General features: G+C 39.1%; 19 protein-coding genes. 12 read left to right on the top strand and 7 right to left on the bottom strand.

The window, feature by feature from the left end; translation table 11 throughout:
• The first annotated feature begins 38 nt into the window (after positions 1-38).
• The 6 genes from V7097_RS07045 to V7097_RS07020 all read left to right on the top strand — a co-directional run bounded on the left by V7097_RS07045 (position 39) and on the right by V7097_RS07020 (position 5,199).
• A complete protein-coding gene (locus V7097_RS07045) occupies positions 39-848 on the top strand; it encodes a squalene/phytoene synthase family protein (protein ID WP_335702907.1) in 810 nt (269 codons plus the stop codon).
• Between the two features lie 79 nt (positions 849-927).
• Entirely contained in the window at positions 928-1,956 is a 1,029-nt protein-coding gene (fni, locus tag V7097_RS07040) for a type 2 isopentenyl-diphosphate Delta-isomerase (protein ID WP_335702906.1), read from the top strand.
• Positions 1,957-2,148: 192 nt separating this feature from the next.
• Positions 2,149-2,934, top strand: a complete 786-nt coding sequence (locus tag V7097_RS07035) for an ABC transporter permease subunit (RefSeq protein ID WP_335702905.1) — start codon at positions 2,149-2,151, stop codon at positions 2,932-2,934.
• Positions 2,935-2,954: 20 nt separating this feature from the next.
• Positions 2,955-3,650, top strand: coding sequence for an ABC transporter ATP-binding protein (locus V7097_RS07030; RefSeq protein WP_335702904.1), 696 nt, complete (start codon positions 2,955-2,957; stop codon positions 3,648-3,650).
• Positions 3,651-3,655: 5 nt separating this feature from the next.
• The gene (locus V7097_RS07025) at positions 3,656-4,669 is read left to right on the top strand and encodes an aliphatic sulfonate ABC transporter substrate-binding protein (RefSeq protein WP_335702903.1); all 1,014 of its coding nucleotides are present in this window, start codon (positions 3,656-3,658) and stop codon (positions 4,667-4,669) included.
• A 14-nt stretch (positions 4,670-4,683) separates the two neighbouring features.
• On the top strand, positions 4,684-5,199 hold the full coding sequence (locus V7097_RS07020; RefSeq protein WP_335702902.1) for a thioredoxin domain-containing protein: 516 nt from the start codon (positions 4,684-4,686) through the stop codon (positions 5,197-5,199).
• 90 nt (positions 5,200-5,289) lie between these two features.
• On the opposite strand, the gene V7097_RS07015 is transcribed toward V7097_RS07020, so the two are convergent.
• Genes V7097_RS07015 through V7097_RS06995 form a run of 5 tightly spaced genes read right to left on the bottom strand, consistent with a single transcriptional unit; the run spans position 5,290 to position 9,252 of the window.
• The gene (locus tag V7097_RS07015; RefSeq protein ID WP_335702901.1) at positions 5,290-5,931 is read right to left on the bottom strand and encodes a response regulator transcription factor; all 642 of its coding nucleotides are present in this window, start codon (positions 5,929-5,931) and stop codon (positions 5,290-5,292) included.
• Positions 5,932-5,943: 12 nt separating this feature from the next.
• On the bottom strand, positions 5,944-7,062 hold the full coding sequence (locus V7097_RS07010) for a GAF domain-containing sensor histidine kinase (protein WP_335702900.1): 1,119 nt from the start codon (positions 7,060-7,062) through the stop codon (positions 5,944-5,946).
• Positions 7,063-7,107: 45 nt separating this feature from the next.
• On the bottom strand, positions 7,108-7,485 hold the full coding sequence (locus tag V7097_RS07005) for a VOC family protein (protein ID WP_335702899.1): 378 nt from the start codon (positions 7,483-7,485) through the stop codon (positions 7,108-7,110).
• Positions 7,486-7,501: 16 nt separating this feature from the next.
• Positions 7,502-8,530: an S-adenosylmethionine:tRNA ribosyltransferase-isomerase gene (locus tag V7097_RS07000; protein ID WP_335702898.1), complete on the bottom strand. Its 1,029-nt coding sequence runs from the start codon at positions 8,528-8,530 to the stop codon at positions 7,502-7,504.
• 2 nt (positions 8,531-8,532) lie between these two features.
• Complete coding sequence (locus V7097_RS06995; RefSeq protein ID WP_335702897.1) at positions 8,533-9,252, bottom strand: SDR family NAD(P)-dependent oxidoreductase; 720 nt, start codon at positions 9,250-9,252, stop codon at positions 8,533-8,535.
• Between the two features lie 226 nt (positions 9,253-9,478).
• Here V7097_RS06995 and V7097_RS06990 point away from each other — a divergent pair, with 226 nt between their 5' ends.
• From V7097_RS06990 to V7097_RS06975, 4 genes are all read left to right on the top strand, one after another.
• Positions 9,479-9,709, top strand: a complete 231-nt coding sequence (locus tag V7097_RS06990) for a hypothetical protein (RefSeq protein ID WP_335702896.1) — start codon at positions 9,479-9,481, stop codon at positions 9,707-9,709.
• Positions 9,710-10,454: 745 nt separating this feature from the next.
• The gene (locus V7097_RS06985; protein WP_335702895.1) at positions 10,455-10,898 is read left to right on the top strand and encodes a YbaK family protein; all 444 of its coding nucleotides are present in this window, start codon (positions 10,455-10,457) and stop codon (positions 10,896-10,898) included.
• A 66-nt stretch (positions 10,899-10,964) separates the two neighbouring features.
• Positions 10,965-11,678: an N-acetylmuramoyl-L-alanine amidase CwlD gene (cwlD, locus tag V7097_RS06980; protein ID WP_335702894.1), complete on the top strand. Its 714-nt coding sequence runs from the start codon at positions 10,965-10,967 to the stop codon at positions 11,676-11,678.
• Positions 11,679-11,798: 120 nt separating this feature from the next.
• Positions 11,799-12,848 (top strand): P-loop NTPase, encoded by a 1,050-nt coding sequence (locus V7097_RS06975; protein WP_335702893.1) that lies wholly within the window; start codon positions 11,799-11,801, stop codon positions 12,846-12,848.
• Positions 12,849-12,899: 51 nt separating this feature from the next.
• Here V7097_RS06975 and gerD read toward each other — a convergent pair whose 3' ends face one another.
• Positions 12,900-13,493, bottom strand: a complete 594-nt coding sequence (gene gerD, locus V7097_RS06970) for a spore germination lipoprotein GerD (protein WP_335702892.1) — start codon at positions 13,491-13,493, stop codon at positions 12,900-12,902.
• Positions 13,494-13,641: 148 nt separating this feature from the next.
• On the opposite strand from gerD, the gene V7097_RS06965 reads away from it, so the two are divergent.
• Positions 13,642-14,238, top strand: coding sequence for a KinB-signaling pathway activation protein (locus V7097_RS06965; RefSeq protein WP_335702891.1), 597 nt, complete (start codon positions 13,642-13,644; stop codon positions 14,236-14,238).
• 46 nt (positions 14,239-14,284) lie between these two features.
• Here V7097_RS06965 and pdaB read toward each other — a convergent pair whose 3' ends face one another.
• The gene (gene pdaB, locus V7097_RS06960; RefSeq protein WP_335702890.1) at positions 14,285-15,049 is read right to left on the bottom strand and encodes a polysaccharide deacetylase family sporulation protein PdaB; all 765 of its coding nucleotides are present in this window, start codon (positions 15,047-15,049) and stop codon (positions 14,285-14,287) included.
• A gap of 146 nt (positions 15,050-15,195) precedes the next feature.
• Between pdaB and V7097_RS06955 the strand changes: the two genes are divergently transcribed.
• Complete coding sequence (locus tag V7097_RS06955) at positions 15,196-15,426, top strand: hypothetical protein (protein WP_335702889.1); 231 nt, start codon at positions 15,196-15,198, stop codon at positions 15,424-15,426.
• The last annotated feature ends 219 nt before the right edge of the window (positions 15,427-15,645 follow it).

The raw sequence follows: 15,645 nt of genomic DNA, 5'->3' as shown, positions 1-15,645 counted from the left end.
CGATGGGTATGGAGAGATTTGAATAGGAGGTAAGAACAATGAGTGGGTTTCCTAAAGATGCAATTCGAATTTTAAAAGAGACAAGTCGTACTTTTTATATACCGATTACTTTTTTGCAGAAGGAATTAAAGGATTCCGTTGCATCCGCTTATTTAGTATTTCGGGCAATTGATGAAATTGAAGACCATGAAAATTTGGACAAGGATGTAAAATACTCGATCTTAATGCAAGTAGGCGATTTATTTAAGCAACCATTTGATAACGAAGAATATTTACGAATATTGGGACCGACAAAGGATCAAATGCCTGAAGTTACACTTCGTTTAGAAGAATGGCTGCAAGCCTGTCCGAAGGATGCTCTGCAAATTATTATGAACGCCGCTAATGAAATGGCATTAGGTATGGCAAAATGGGCAAAAGCCAATTGGGATATCCACACACGTGAGGATTTGGACGATTATACATATTACGTTGCAGGACTTGTTGGAGTTTTGCTTTCAGACCTATGGGAGCTCTATGGCGGAGAAAAAACAGATCGGGAGCTTGCTATCGGTTATGGGCGTGGGCTTCAGGCCGTAAATATTTTGCGCAATGAGAAGGAAGACTTGGATGAACGTGGTGTTAGCTTTGTCCCTGATGGCTGGAATCGGGAGGAGCTATTCAAATATGCAGAAGAAAATCTAGCTAAGGCAGATTTGTATATGAAGTCTCTCAATAAGAGAAGCATTATATTATTCTGCCGTCTGCCGCTTGCCCTGGCCCATAAAACATTAAAGGCGATGAAAGAGGGGCGGGTAAAAATGACCCGTGCAGAAGTAGAACAAACGGTGGAAGAAGTGCAAAAATAATTCTTGTGTTTACGAGGGTAAAGGCTGCAGGTTCTTTCGTCCTTAAAGAATTTTGATAGATAAGGGCAGGTGTTGGTGAATGTCCAACTCAATCGAGCAAAGAAAATCTCAACATATTAAAATCACATTGAACGAAAAGGTTACGGGAGAATCCATTTCAACAGGATTAGAGTCGTTTGTATTCATGCATAATGCGCTCCCCGAAATTGATTTTGACGAAATCTCCATTGAATCAAGTTTCCTTGGCTTTGAATGCAAAACGCCGTTTCTCATTAGTTCCATGACGGGTGGGACAGCCTTCGCCGAGACGATTAACCGAAACTTGGCAATAGCGGCTGAGGAAAGCGGATGGATGCTTGCACTCGGGTCAACCCGCGCGCTGCTCGACAGTGACGGACATTCCACCTCATTTTTGATGAGGAAGTATGCGCCGAGTGTCCCGATACTTGCGAACTTGGGCGCTGTTCAGTTCAATTACGGATACGGTGTTGAGGAATGTAGGAAAATTATCGAATTGACTGAAGCAGATATGCTCGTTCTTCATTTGAACAGTATCCAGGAAGTAATTCAGGAAAATGGAGATACGAATTTTAAAGGGATATTAAAGAAGATTGAACAGGTGTGTAGCGTGTTGGAGGTACCGGTCGGGGTTAAGGAAGTCGGTTGGGGTATCGATGGACAGACGGCAAAAAAATTAATCGATGCAGGGGTTTCATTTGTTGATGTCGCTGGTGCTGGAGGTACTTCCTGGAGCCAGGTGGAAAAGTTCCGTGCCAATGATCCAATAAAGCGGGTCGCCGCTGAAGCTTTTAGCGAATGGGGCATTCCAACAGCGGAATCAATCAAGTTGGTTCGTGGAGAAAGTGCAGATATTCCGCTTATTGCTAGCGGAGGGATGCAGACCGGGTTGGAAGGCGCAAAGACCATCGTGCTGGGTGCAGACCTAGTCGGATTCGGGCGATCCATCTTGAAGGAAGCAACCCAGAGCGCAGAAGATGTCCTTGAAGTGATGAAAATCCGAGAAATGGAACTTCGGATGTCGATGTTCGGAGTCGGCGCGTCGAACATTCAAGAGTTGAAGAATACCTCGCGCTTAAAGGAAATATGATAAATTTATTAAATGTGGCAAGATCAAAGACTCTTAACCAATTGGTTGGGAGTCTTTTTTTATGCATAAAACAACATATTCAGTTTATTTTAATATTAAAAAAACGATAATGCTTTAATGTTTACAAAACCGATAGGAATAATTATAATTTAAATCATTGTGTTACATCCATCATCAAAAGTAGGTGAGAAAGTGAAAAGAAACACCAAATGGTATGACAATCAATTCGTCCCTTGGGTATTGCCAATTGTCCTTGTTGTCATCTGGCAGATATTTGGTCAATACAAAATTATCGCCTCATCGATATTACCTACCCCACTGGAGGTTATACAATCAGCGATTCGATTATTTAAATCTGGCGAATTACAGGAACATGTTTTAATTAGTACACAGCGTGCGTTACTAGGTTTTTTAATTGGTGGAATTGTAGGTTTTGTTCTAGGTCTTTTAAACGGTACGATTCTATTTTTTGAAAAAACAGTAGACACGACAATCCAAATGGTACGAACAATCCCCCATTTGGCGTTAATTCCGCTCGTTATTTTATGGTTTGGTATCGACGAAAGTGCAAAGATATTTCTAGTTGCACTTGGGGTGATGTTCCCGATTTACATAAATACATTTAATGGTATAAAAAATGTCGATCGTAAGTTAATTGAGATGGGTTCTGTTTATGGATTATCAAGATGGACGTTATTTACAAATATCATCTTACCTGGATCTTTGCCGTCTATATTAGTTGGAATCCGCTATGCACTTGGAGTTACCTGGATATCACTAATTGTCGCTGAAACTATTGGGGCAAATTCAGGCATTGGCTTTTTGGCAACGACTGCCCGTGAATTTATGCAAATGGACATTGTTGTTTTAACGATTGTGCTTTATGCGATTTTAGGTAAGTTATCCGACGTTATTGCGAAAGTTTTTGAAAATCGTTTATTAAAATGGAATCCATCCTATAACAGAAAAAATAATTGAAATCAGATGGGGGTGGTACGATGTTCAATATTGAACTAAATAATGTAGCTAAAAGCTATGGACAGAATGAAGTCTTACGGGATATTAATTTATCAATAGAACAAGGTAGCTTCACTGCCATCGTGGGACGAAGTGGATGTGGTAAAAGTACATTGCTACGAATTATCGCGAAGCTAGAGGAGCTTTCAAGAGGTGAACTGTCATTTTCAGGGGAGGAAGCTAAGGAACCGAAGATTCGTGTCATGTTCCAAGATGATCGGCTTATTCCGTGGAAAAGCATTCTAAATAATATTAACCTCGGTGCAGTCAATAAAGAGGTAGCATCAGAATCACTTGAAAAAGTTGGATTAATTGAAAAGAAAAATGATTGGCCCGACCAATTATCAGGTGGACAAAAACAGCGTATTGCTCTAGCCCGTGCATTGGCAAGCAATCCTGATATATTATTGTTTGATGAGCCACTTGGTGCGCTTGATGCACTCACACGTATTGAAATGCAAAAATTAATTGAGGGTCTTTGGCAGCAGCAGAAATTCACGTCTCTTCTTGTCACGCATGATGTAACGGAAGCTGTACGTTTAGCTGATCGTGTCATTGTCATCGACAAAGGGGTTATTCAATTAGATCAAAAAATAGATCTACCGAGACCTCGTGAGCGTGACGAGAAATTTACACATTATGAGAAAAAGATACTAGATCAAATCTTAGGGGGATAAACACAATGAAAAAATCAATCTTATTTTTATTCACACTATTATTATTTGTGTTGGCTGCATGTGGAAGTGGTTCTGGCGATGAAGCTTCATCAAATGACGCTAGTTCAAATAGTGGGGAAAGTGCTAAAAAAGAAGTGATTCGAGTTGGCTATCAAAGAGGAAATACATTAAACATTTTAAAAGAGCATGGTAATTTAGACGAAGCATTAAGTAAAGAAGGTTATACAGTTGAGTGGAAGGTATTCCCAACTGGAACAGTATTATTAGAAGCATTAAATACAAATAATATTGATTTTGGTCATGCATCTGACGGAAACGCTGTATTCATGCAAGCTGGTGGTCATCCGTTACATTATATCGCTTCGGAAGCACCATATCCAAATGGCGTTGCATTGGTCGCTAAGGCTGATTCAGATATTAAAACAGTTGAAGATTTAAAAGGTAAAACAATTGGTGTAACAAAAGGTGGTAATCAACACTACTTGTTATTAGTAGCATTAGAAAAAGCGGGTATTTCTTTAGATGAAGTAGAAATTAGATTTTATAAAGATGCAGCTGAAGGCTTATCAGCGTTTACAACTGATCAGTTTGATGTATATGGCACATGGGATCCATACCTAGCTATCGTTGAGAATAAAGTAGAAACTCGTACGATTGTAAATGGTTCTGATTTAACTGAGAACCGTACATTCTACTTTGCATCAGAAGAGTTTTTAGCTGAAAAACCAGATGTAATCAAAATTATTTTAGAGGAATTACAAAATTCTAACCAATGGGCTAATGAAAACAAAAAGGAAGTTTCTGAGATTTTATCAGCTGAATTAGGTTTAGAAATCGAGCCAATCCAATCAGCAAATGATCGTCGTACATTTGGTGTTGAAAAAATTGACGAAGCCATCATTACAAGTCAACAACAATTAGCTGATACGTTTTTTGAAGCTGGTTTACTAGAAACCGAAGTAAATGTTGAAGAAGCTACAAATATAGACGAAGCACTAATACCAGATAACATCAAATAAGGGGAGGGCTCCACATGACTAACGTAATTGAAAATGCATTTTTGAGCTATGGCAATACAGATGCTCCTGTAAAGGTTGAAGTCTTTTTAAATCTAGCATGTCCTTACTGTGCCACATTTTTTGAGGCTGCGGATGAAATACTAACTCCTTATATTGAAAGTAATCAAGTCCAATATGTAATTAAACATTATGATAAACCTCGTGAAATGCTGCTATATGGTACTTTAGCGAATTTGTTTTTTGACTACAAAGAACCAGAACGCATTTATGAGATTATGAAAGACTTATTTAGGAAACAAACTGAATGGAGTGAGTCAGATAGTCACTCTATTAAAAAAATGTTAACGGAACAGTATGGATTAAAAGAGGAACCAGATACAATTGACATCAGTTTAAAAATTACAGCTGAAGCGATTAAACGTCAGGTTAAAATGGTACCAACTGTTTTTATTAACGATAAGGAATTCCAATTCCCTGTTGAGCTTGATGCTCAAGCACTAAAGGAAGAAGTTGAAAAGGCTCTAGCTTAAAATGTGCACCTCAAAGACTCTCAATCAATGAATTGGGGGTCTTTTTTCTGTATGATAAAAGCGGATGTAGTATCCTTCCCACATCCGCTTTTAGTCTACTAATTTATTTTTTACGGCATAAAGAGCTGCTTGTGTTCGGTCAGTCAATTCAAGCTTACCCAGTAGATTTGATACATGTGTTTTGACTGTTTTTTCGGTGATAAATAGCGAACTTGCGATTTCTTTGTTGCTTTTTCCCTTGGCAATTTCCTTTAACACATCTAACTCTCTATTCGTTAATTCCTCAATTGCTTTTTTCTCCTGGATTCGATGATTGGATAAACTGGCCAGTAGGTGAGAAGTTGCTTTTGGGTGGAGCTGGTTTTCACCGTCCATCATTTTTTTGATGGATGTGACAAGGTCATCAGGCTCAATGTCCTTTAATTGATAGCCGGAAGCACCTGCTTCTAGAGCGGGGATAACATGATCCTGATCAGAAAAGCTGGTAAGCATCATAATTCTTATTTCAGGTAGTTCCTTTTTGATGACCCTAGTTGCTGCGATACCATCCATTTCAGGCATCACCAAGTCCATTAAGATGAGGTCGGGCTTTAAGGATTTTGCCAATTCAATTGCTTCAATTCCATTAGCTGCTTCTCCGATAATTTCTAGACCTTTTTGTGTCCGAAGAAAAAAGACAAGGCCACGTCTGACAACATGATGGTCATCAACTACTAATATTTTTATACTCACTACATATTCCCCCTAAAACGGAATGTGAATCTCTATTTCTGTACCACTTCCTGGTATACTTTGTAACAGAAAGGTTCCGTTTAAGCTTTCAGTCCGTGTTTTCATATTTCGTAATCCTAATGATGGTATTTCAAGGTTTTCTTCATAGTTGAAACCGCAGCCCATATCCTTTATGGTCATTTTCACCTCATCTTCAGAGGCTTGAAAATGTAATACGACCTCTGTGGTCTGGGAATGCTTTTTACAATTTGCCAGAGCCTCCTGCCCGATGCGCCACAGGGCTTCTTCTACCTTTCCGGGAATAGTTGCTGCACCTGTCACCGTTGTATCAATGGATAGACCAAGCATCTCAGCGTAACTCCGTAAAGCACTTACTAATCCATATTCTAGACCTGCAGGCCGCAGTTGCCAGATTAAGGCTCTCATTTCCCCAAGAGCCTCTTGAGCCATATCCTGTAGATAGGTGAACGTTTGTTTGACGTCGTTACTTTCTGTCATTTCTACGCCAGCTCTTGCAGTAAGGCTTAGGGAAAATAGGAGTTGATTAACCGAGTCATGAAGATCCCGTGCCAAACGATTTCGTTCAGCAACAAGTGCAGTCTCTTGCTCGCGCTGAGTCAGTTTGATACGCTTCAACGCGGTTCCGATTTGATAGGCCACGGCTTCAAGCAAGGCAAGTTCATTTTTTTCAAAATGAGTTTTATTTGGTGCTCCCACATTCAGGATACCAAATCGCTCTTGCCCAGCACGGAGCGGGACAGTTGCATGGTGGGTCAAGCCACATGTATCCCCGGCTTCTTCATTAATGGCATCTTCAATTCTTTTACACTCAATAATATTTGTTGCCTTATTAAGTTGTTGGTTGTTGTACTTATTTACACACCAGCAGTTGCCATTGCACATTCGTCGCTTTTCGTTACTTGCTAATGCAGGGGGGAGTGCTTCGTCAGCTATAAGCTGGTGTGTACCATGCTCATCTATTAAAAATATCCAACCAGTATGCAAGCCAGTTACCTGTAGAAGCTTATTTAATACACATGCTAAAACGTTCTTTGTGTCTGTCCCTTCATTTAACAGTTCAGCTATTTCCTTTAAAATGCTGATTTCCTCATATCTATCCCGAGCGGACATGAAATTCCCCCCACCAGTATTTTCTGCTTTCATTATAGCCTATTTCTAATTTTCAGACTTCATGTTTTTTGTGGAGCTCAGATTATGATCGTTCGTTGTCTGCAAAAATTCAAGGATTACTTTAGTAGGTCCTTCATAGAAGACTGTCTGCCAACCATTATCGAGTTTATAGGGGCCTTCGACTTTTCGAAGACCCGTAAGCCTAGTCATCATCTTATCAAGATTACTTACTTCAAAGCATATATGAGCATTTAACGTATTACTAACTATTAACTCTAATCTACAATCACCGTGGGTCAGAAACACTATTTCCTCTTCCATGAATCGAAACCTTTTTTCTTCTTGAAAACCTAAATGGTTTTTATAAAAATCGACAGAATCCTCAAGATTACTTACTTCAAGGCCAAAATGATGAAGTTTCATGACCACACCTCCAAAATCAGATAATAAGATTCATGTCACCAAATTCATGCCATAAATAGCTGGCATCAATTGCTTGGTCGTAAGCCCGAAGAAGGTGCCTTTCGGAAATAAACGCAGAAAGCATATCAAGATGGCTCGCCTTTGGCTCATGAAATCCAGTAATAATCCCATCGGCTATTTTCAAAGGAAACTGGTGATTAATGTATAAATTTGTTACTCCTGAAAGGCTACCGAATTTCACAGCACTCTCTAGAGCTCGAACCACGGTCGTTCCAACTGCAATAACTCTTTTGCCGGCTGCTTTTGTCTCAAGTATCCGTTGCATCGTTTTTTCGGAAATATGATATTCTTCCTCGTTCTCTTCAGGTGTCTGATGCCACTGATCATCAAGCAAATAGCTTAGACCCGTATGGAGTTGAATAAAATCAACCTGTATTCCGTTCCGCATTAATGTAAAAAGAAGCTCCCAGCTGAAGGCTCTTCCCGCAGAGGGCATTTCTATTGAACCGGGATGGCTGGCAAACACTGTTTGGTAATAGTCTAATTCCCATGGATAATCAATATATTCATATCGAACCGGCTCACCAAGTGTATAGATCGTATTGAAAAGGTCTGGCCCATTTTTAGTAAACTTCAACATTTTTAATGGTGAATTCTTTTTTACACCAATTACCGTTGCTGATAGTTCAGGTGAAAAAATGAATAAATCACCAATCTTTACATGACTATCAACAATGAGTGCCTCCCATCTATCTTCACCACGACGTCTAGCTAGTCGGATTTCGGTATTGGTTGCCATTTGGGTCATGTTTCTATACCATTTGGCATGTAAAACAGCAGGGATGGTGCGGCTGTTATTTAAAATAATTAGATCTCCTGGCTGTAGATACTGTGGTAAATGAAAGAAGTGGTCGTGCTCGGTTTTACCGGAAGTCCGATCAAGCACCATCATTCGGACGTGATCTCTCCTGATACCACGCTTTTCAGGAGGATGAGAAGCATTCAGTTTATCTGGAAGATAAAAATCTAAGGCTTTTGCTTCCATTATTACACCTCCTCATGAGATTGGGCTGAAAACCGTTTACCATTAATGCCATTAGCCTGGTCAGAAGCAAGGTATAAAAAAGTACCGACTACATCCTCCGGTTTTGCTAATGGATAATCACAATCTGGAACAGCCAATTGGTGCATTTCTGTATCCATTTCTCCGGGATCAACCATATTGACCCGAACACCGGTCTCGCTTAATTCATCCGCCCATGTTTCAGTAAGGCCTTCAACTGCAAACTTTGATATACCGTATGCTCCCCAGCCTGCATAACCAATGTGACCGGCTTCTGAAGTAACATTGATAATCGAACCTTGGTTGCGCTGTAGCATCCCAACAACAACTCTTCTGGTTACTAAAAATGGGGATAGTGCATTTACCTTGAGAACCTCCATAAAATCTTCTTCGGGGTAATCGAGTAATAATGGCATTGGGCTAGGGCCTAACATGGAGGCGTTGTTAATCAAAATGTCAATCTTGCCGAATACCTCTTCAGTCAATGCAACAAACCGTTCCACATCTCTAGACTTTGAAACATCAGCGGTCACTGCTAGAACCGTTGCTCCTAAGCTTTCAGCCTCTTGCTTTACTTTTATTAAGCTATCCTCCGTTCTCGCGCAGATTGCAAGTATTGCTCCTTCTTTGGCAAATGCTAATGTCAATGCTTTACCTAATCCTTTAGATGCTCCAGTAATCATGACAACTTTATTCTTCATCATCGTTATCTCTCCTTAAGTTCTTTATGACTTAAGCATACTGGCAACAAGGGAAATCATCTTCGTAAAAAAGCTTGAACTTTATCTACAACTTTTGGCTGAGAAGAACTGCATGGAAGATCGATGGTATTTCGGACAACCTTCCGCCAAAATTCAAGTTATTTCGAGCAATACACCCACATATGATGAATGTAGGAATGGTTACAAACCTTGAAGGGGTGGGTGATAAATGAGCCGTATCCAAAAAACAATGCTCGGTGCCTTTATTGGTGCTTCGTCGGCAGGAATGTGGTTAATCGTAGATCTCTTGCTTCCAGACCCGATTGGGGACTATTTATTATTTCTTATCATGGGTGTAGTCCATATGGTCATTGGGTGGCAGGTAGCGAGATTAGTCGGGAAACAAAAAGAAAGTCGATCACGTAAAAACTCAGAAAGTCTAAAGACATCGGATATATAGAGGTGAAGGCTCTTAATCAAGGGATTGAGGGCCTATTTTATTAATTTGATGAAGGGCAAAACCACGCTAAAATCTAGGAGAATTTCTCTTCATGCCCCAGATGAAGGGTAAAACCGTGCAAAAATACCGTGCGAAATGCTCTTCATTACCGCGATGAAGGGTAAAACTGTGCAAAAATACAGTGCGAAATGCTCTTCATAACTCTGATGAAGAGTAAAACTGTGCTAAAAACCAAGTGAAATCCTCTTCATAACTACGATGAAGGGTAAAGCGTGCTGAAAACCGGGCGCAATCCCCTTCATAATGCTGGTGAAGAGTAAAACTGTGCTAAAAACTAAGCGAATTCCTCTTCATAACCCATGAAAGTCTTTACCCGCTGCCTCCATATGAGTTTGGTCCTTCAAAACCTCGTTGAAGCACTTTCTGCGCGGGAGCCACGAAACAACTTTATTCTCAAGTTGAGTCCGAGTGAGTGCTTGATTTGGACACGTAGCGGGCTTTCTCCGTCAAGTTGAGTCGAAATGAGCCAACAGAGTTTGGTCCTTCGTACACCCGATGAAGGGCTTTCTGCGCGGGAGCCAACAGAGATAAATCCTTCACAACCCCACGAAGAGCTAAAACCAACAAATTCCCAACCGAATCCCCTGTATGCATAGTTTTATTTGGCAATTCAGGTAGTTTGTGTTCAGCGCATGTTTACGCTGGCGCAGTAGGAAACTATTTGTCAAAGGGGGTTTCTTATTTTATGAATGTAATTACAACCTTCAAGGAAAAGCGGAAAGAAAAACAAGTCAAGTATGAACGGAAAATGCTACGTGAGCTTTCATTAGAAGAACTTAAAAAGAGTGTTGAGGATAATTTTAGCAGTTTTTTTAGAATGGACTCCATACTTGGAAGTGCGATTGAAGAAGGCTGCATTGATGTTGCAATAGAATCATACCTATTAGGTGCTAAATATAGTAAATTCGGTTACTACGGGGAATCTGTTGAAGAAGTGAGAATGCGATGCTACAGATATGAAAAAAATCTGATTGATGCGTTATATGAGTTCGTATGCTACTGGGGTCATATTGGCGACCATGGCTTTGTCAATGAATCTCTTTACTACTCATGTGAGCATTATGTTACCTATTGGTGGACGGAAGGATTCCAGAAAGGGGAAAAAAGACACCGGCTAAAATTGCATTAGAATTTTTAATCATATATACTCTCCTTGTCCCATATAGTTAATGTAGGGACATGCAGGAGGGAAACAATGAATAAGAAAATAAAAATTGCGGGCTTCCTTTTAGGAGCTGTTATTATATTTATATTTATACAATATCGCTTTATGGATAAAGATGTTTGGGATCCGTGGAGTCTACCTCTATCGGGGAAGTTCATTATTATTGATCCTGGTCATGGTGGACCGGACGGTGGGGCCATGAATGGTGATGTGCAGGAAAAGGACATTGCCCTTGAAATATCCAACAAACTCCGTGATTACTTACAGCAGCAGGGTGCTTTTGTACAAATGCTACGGGAAGAAGATGTAGATTTAGCGCCGGACGGAATGAAAGGGTACAGCAGACGAAAAACAGAGGATTTGAAGAAACGCGTTCAAATCATTAATGAATCAGAAGCGGATTTATTTATAAGTATTCATTTAAATGCCATCCCTTCACCAAGATGGAGAGGGGCACAAACTTTCTACTTCAGTACCTTCAAGGAAAATGAAGAAGTAGCAAAATTCATTCAAGACGAACTTCGAAACAATCTCGGAAATACGACTCGACAAGCAAAAGCGATCAATGGCGTATATTTATTAAAAAGTGCAAAGAAACCTGGGGCACTTGTAGAAGTAGGATTCCTCTCAAACCCGGAGGAAAAAGCCCTATTAAAACAAGATAAATACCAAGATAAGGTCGCAGCCTCCATCTATACCGGAATCAACCGATACTTTTCAAACGAAACAAACCCACCTGAGTAAGAGGTGGGTATTTTCATGGAATTTTTACGAAGCTATGACACTCCTCACACTGTAAATTAGGACAGATATGGTATAATGAGGAAGGAGTGAAACCGAATACAGAATTTAGGTGGTGTATTTATGTTAACTGAGCAACAAGTGAGAGAAGTATTACATCAAATGCAAGATCCATTCTTACATAGAACATTCGAGGAAACGAATGCAGTCCAAGAGATTAAAATAAAAGAAGAAAAAAACCATGTCAGTGTAAAAATTGCCCTATCTAAGACTGGTACAGGTGAGCAACTTCAGCTTCAAACTGAAATTGTAAATGCATTAAAACAAGCGGGAGCAGAATCAGTAGGCCTTCGTTTTACCGATTTATCACCAGAAGAACTAGCGAAATTTAAGACAGAATCATCAGGGGACTCAGCTCCTTTATTATCTCCAGTAAATCAAACGACCTTTATTGCAGTAGCAAGCGGAAAGGGAGGGGTTGGTAAATCAACCGTCTCCGTCAACTTAGCCGTATCGTTAGCAAGACTAGGGAAAAAGGTTGGAATTATTGATGCTGATATCTATGGATTCAGTGTTCCGGACATGATGGGAATCACAAATCGCCCTGTTGTTCGTGGCGAAAAAATTATCCCTGTAGAAAGAAAAGGGGTAAAAGTGATTTCAATGGGTTTCTTTGTAGAAGACAATTCACCGGTTATCTGGCGTGGTCCTATGCTTGGGAAAATGTTGAATAACTTCTTTAATGAAGTTGAGTGGGGCGACCTTGATTACTTAGTTCTCGACTTACCACCAGGTACAGGTGATGTGGCATTAGATGTTCATACGATGCTTCCACATTGTAAAGAAATTATTGTGACAACTCCACATCCAACAGCTGCATTTGTAGCTGCAAGAGCGGGTGCAATGGCTCTTCGCACAGAGCACGAAATCCTAGGTGTTATCGAGAATATGTCTTATTTTGAAAGTAAGGTAACAGGTGAAAAGGAATTTGTATTTGGTAAAGGCGGTGGAGAGAAGCTTGCTGATGAGCTTCAAACATCTTTACTAGGTAAAATTCCATTGGGACAGCCTGATTGGAATGATGAAGACTTTGCTCCATCAGTATATGACGAAGATCACCCGACTGGAAAAATCTATAACGAAATTGCGAAACGAGTAATTGATTCAATTTAAATCAAAAGACCCTCCTGAAGTTTGGAGGGTCTTCAATCTATTGCGAACTAGCTATTTACTGCTTCCTTGACCTTTTTCCTTTTTTGCTTTTTCCTGTTTTTGCATTTCTTCAGCAGCTTTGATGAGAATATCTTCAATCTTCGCTTTATATAAAGGGCTCTCAAGTGTTTCACTTATTACCGTTTGAAGATGCTTTCTAAATTCCTGACTTTTAAGAACATCTGTGAATTGTTTTTCCATCTCAGGATTTTTTAAGATTTCCATGACTGTTTTTTGATAATCCGGATCCTTCATTAAGTCTTTAATGAGCTTTTCGTGTTCCGTTTTCATACTCTTTGCGTATTCTTCTACAAACTTTGTATCCTCGAACGTCTTTTTCCAAAATTCAACCCCATTGTCAGAGGTAAGGGTTTCCCGGATGGCATCTTTTACGACGACTTGGTCCATGACGAGATGCTGCTTAAACTTTTCATCACGCATGAGTTCCTCAATTGCTTTTTTACCATCATCGGTTTTCAATATATCGACAACCATTTTTTTGGTTTCTTCATAATCCATTCGATTTTGTTGAACATTCGCTGGGGCGCACCCCACAATAACCAAAAGAAAACTAAAAATGAGGAGGAGCGACATCCTTTTTTTCATTCATAAAGCTCCTTTCATAAGGGATCCTTATCTTTTAATATGCTTTTTTTGTTAAAAAATATTCACGTATTACACCGTGAGAAACTGGCATTCATCCCCTACGTTTTGGTACAATCATATTTGAATATATAGAGTGGGGGATTTTGTCGTGAAAAGTCGAAATTGGGTAAGGTTGTTTCTCTCTACCCTTCTAGTTGGTGCGATTAGCACAATCATTTTTGGATTTGCCGTTAAATGGAGTGAATATAAAGAATTATTTTTAGAAGCGGAAATCGTCGAAATACTTCTCGTAGTATTTTGGCTAATCGGTGTTGGATTTATATTTAGTATAATTAGCCAAATGGGCTTCTTTGCCTATCTAACCGTTCACCGTTTTGGACTTGGATTATTCAAAGGTGCTTGGGGTCCTGTGCAAATTGTATTAATCGCTTTTGTGTTCTTTGATTTAATTTATTTCCGATTTAAGGTGTTTGCAACAGGAGGAGAAGGCATCTTATCTTATATATGGATACCAACTTTGATTTTAGTATTTTCATTAATCATTGCATACTTTAAAAGCAAACAAACAAATGGCAAGGCTTTTATCCCGGCCGTCTTCTTTATGTTTGTTGTGTCTGTAATAGAATGGATGCCAGCCATCCGAGTAAATGATACAAGCTGGCTGTACTTAATGATTTTTCCACTTTTAATTTGTAACGCCTATCAATTATTAATACTTCCAAAAATAACAAGCCAAAAAAGCTGACCCAATGGATCAGCTTTTTTTCTTTTCAAGGTGAAATATTCTTTTCTTATTCTACTACTTCATTTTTTACATCTGCATTATTAAGCATATCACTAACCGTCACAAACGAGAGACCCTTCCCTTTAATTCCTTTTAATACACCAGGAAGAGCTTCAGCCGTTTGCTTGGCAGAATCTGAAGCATGGAACAAAATGATATCTCCACCCTTTACTTTATCTAAGACATTATTTGTAATTTTAGCGACTCCAGGATTGTTCCAATCATTTGAATCAATGCTCCAATGAATAAGGGTATATCCAAGAGAGTCTAATACTTTCACAACTCTAGAATCAAAATTCCCGTCAGGTGTTCGAGCGAATGAAACGGTTTTAACTCCCATCTTCTTAAATGCTTCTTGGGACCTGAGAATATCCTTTTTAATTTGTGCATCTTCTAATCCCGTATAGTTTTTAAAATCATAACCCTTGATGCCAATTTGATGTCCATCCTTCACAATTCGTTCCACAATTTGTGGGTGACGTTCAGCCCAGGAAGCAGAAAGGAAGAACGTTGCATTTTTAACCCCTTCATTTTTTAAGGTGTCGATAATGGGAAGGGCCTTTGTATCCCCCCAACTAATATTAAAGGTGAGTGCAACCGTCTTTTCGCTCTTTTCTCCTGTATAAATTACACGTGGTCCGTTTTCTGTCGAAAAAACAGGAGTAATATTGCCTTTTTCTATATAAAAAATACTGGCTGTAAATAGGGAAGCGAAAAGAATAATTAATGTTTGTTTAATTCTTTTGCTACTCAGGATGTAGAAAAAATTCATTTTTATCCTCCTTGTCCAAAGCATCTTCTGTTAAAAAGAATATGCTTGTCATCCAATTTCTATGTGTAAAACTCCTATGAAAAATTGATTCATAAAATAACTAAATCTGGTAATAATTAGAATTACATTAAACTTGGGGTGAAACTATGATTGGATTATTAGTCGATAAGAAGGAAGTTAAAGAATTAGAATACCTTCTAAAGAGAGAGATGGACGAAATACTATTTGATGTGGGAGATGCAAGGATTGACCATATCGTAAAAAGAGCGATGGAAGAAAGATATCAAATCCTATTTCGCTTATTTAAAAGGATTGCTGAACCATCAGATTGCAGCAGGTATATTCGTTCAAAGAAGGTAAATAGTAAAAAGGGATAAACGAAGTGGAGAGGATTATATGGTACTGATATGGTCCTCTTTTAAAAATTAAAATAGATTATTGACACACGTTTTAGATGATGATATATTAATAAACGTTGTCGCAGACGATAACTGATTCAAAAAAATGTTTCAAAAAAATGTTGACTTCAATTGGTCAGCATGGTAAATTAATAAAGTCGCTTCTGAGCGGCGAATCAAAAAAGTTCTTTGAAAACT

The sequence above is a fragment of the Bacillus sp. JJ1562 genome, assembly GCF_036962705.1.
GTDB lineage: Bacteria > Bacillota > Bacilli > Bacillales > Bacillaceae_L > Ferdinandcohnia.
This window is presented reverse-complemented; position numbering and strand designations above follow the sequence as displayed.

What these genes read in the sequence shown, in the direction of transcription:
- V7097_RS06955 (WP_335702889.1), top strand. Translation starts at nt 15,196, where the DNA reads ATGATTGGATTATTAGTCGATAAGAAGGAAGTTAAAGAATTAGAATAC.
- V7097_RS07025 (WP_335702903.1), top strand. Translation starts at nt 3,656, where the DNA reads ATGAAAAAATCAATCTTATTTTTATTCACACTATTATTATTTGTGTTG.
- V7097_RS07010 (WP_335702900.1), bottom strand. Translation starts at nt 7,062, where the DNA reads ATGTCCGCTCGGGATAGATATGAGGAAATCAGCATTTTAAAGGAAATA.
- V7097_RS07045 (WP_335702907.1), top strand. Translation starts at nt 39, where the DNA reads ATGAGTGGGTTTCCTAAAGATGCAATTCGAATTTTAAAAGAGACAAGT.
- V7097_RS07020 (WP_335702902.1), top strand. Translation starts at nt 4,684, where the DNA reads ATGACTAACGTAATTGAAAATGCATTTTTGAGCTATGGCAATACAGAT.
- V7097_RS06985 (WP_335702895.1), top strand. Translation starts at nt 10,455, where the DNA reads ATGAATGTAATTACAACCTTCAAGGAAAAGCGGAAAGAAAAACAAGTC.
- V7097_RS06995 (WP_335702897.1), bottom strand. Translation starts at nt 9,252, where the DNA reads ATGATGAAGAATAAAGTTGTCATGATTACTGGAGCATCTAAAGGATTA.
- V7097_RS06990 (WP_335702896.1), top strand. Translation starts at nt 9,479, where the DNA reads ATGAGCCGTATCCAAAAAACAATGCTCGGTGCCTTTATTGGTGCTTCG.
- gerD (WP_335702892.1), bottom strand. Translation starts at nt 13,493, where the DNA reads ATGAAAAAAAGGATGTCGCTCCTCCTCATTTTTAGTTTTCTTTTGGTT.
- V7097_RS07000 (WP_335702898.1), bottom strand. Translation starts at nt 8,530, where the DNA reads ATGGAAGCAAAAGCCTTAGATTTTTATCTTCCAGATAAACTGAATGCT.
- V7097_RS07030 (WP_335702904.1), top strand. Translation starts at nt 2,955, where the DNA reads ATGTTCAATATTGAACTAAATAATGTAGCTAAAAGCTATGGACAGAAT.
- fni (WP_335702906.1), top strand. Translation starts at nt 928, where the DNA reads ATGTCCAACTCAATCGAGCAAAGAAAATCTCAACATATTAAAATCACA.
- pdaB (WP_335702890.1), bottom strand. Translation starts at nt 15,049, where the DNA reads ATGAATTTTTTCTACATCCTGAGTAGCAAAAGAATTAAACAAACATTA.
- cwlD (WP_335702894.1), top strand. Translation starts at nt 10,965, where the DNA reads ATGAATAAGAAAATAAAAATTGCGGGCTTCCTTTTAGGAGCTGTTATT.
- V7097_RS07005 (WP_335702899.1), bottom strand. Translation starts at nt 7,485, where the DNA reads ATGAAACTTCATCATTTTGGCCTTGAAGTAAGTAATCTTGAGGATTCT.
- V7097_RS06975 (WP_335702893.1), top strand. Translation starts at nt 11,799, where the DNA reads ATGTTAACTGAGCAACAAGTGAGAGAAGTATTACATCAAATGCAAGAT.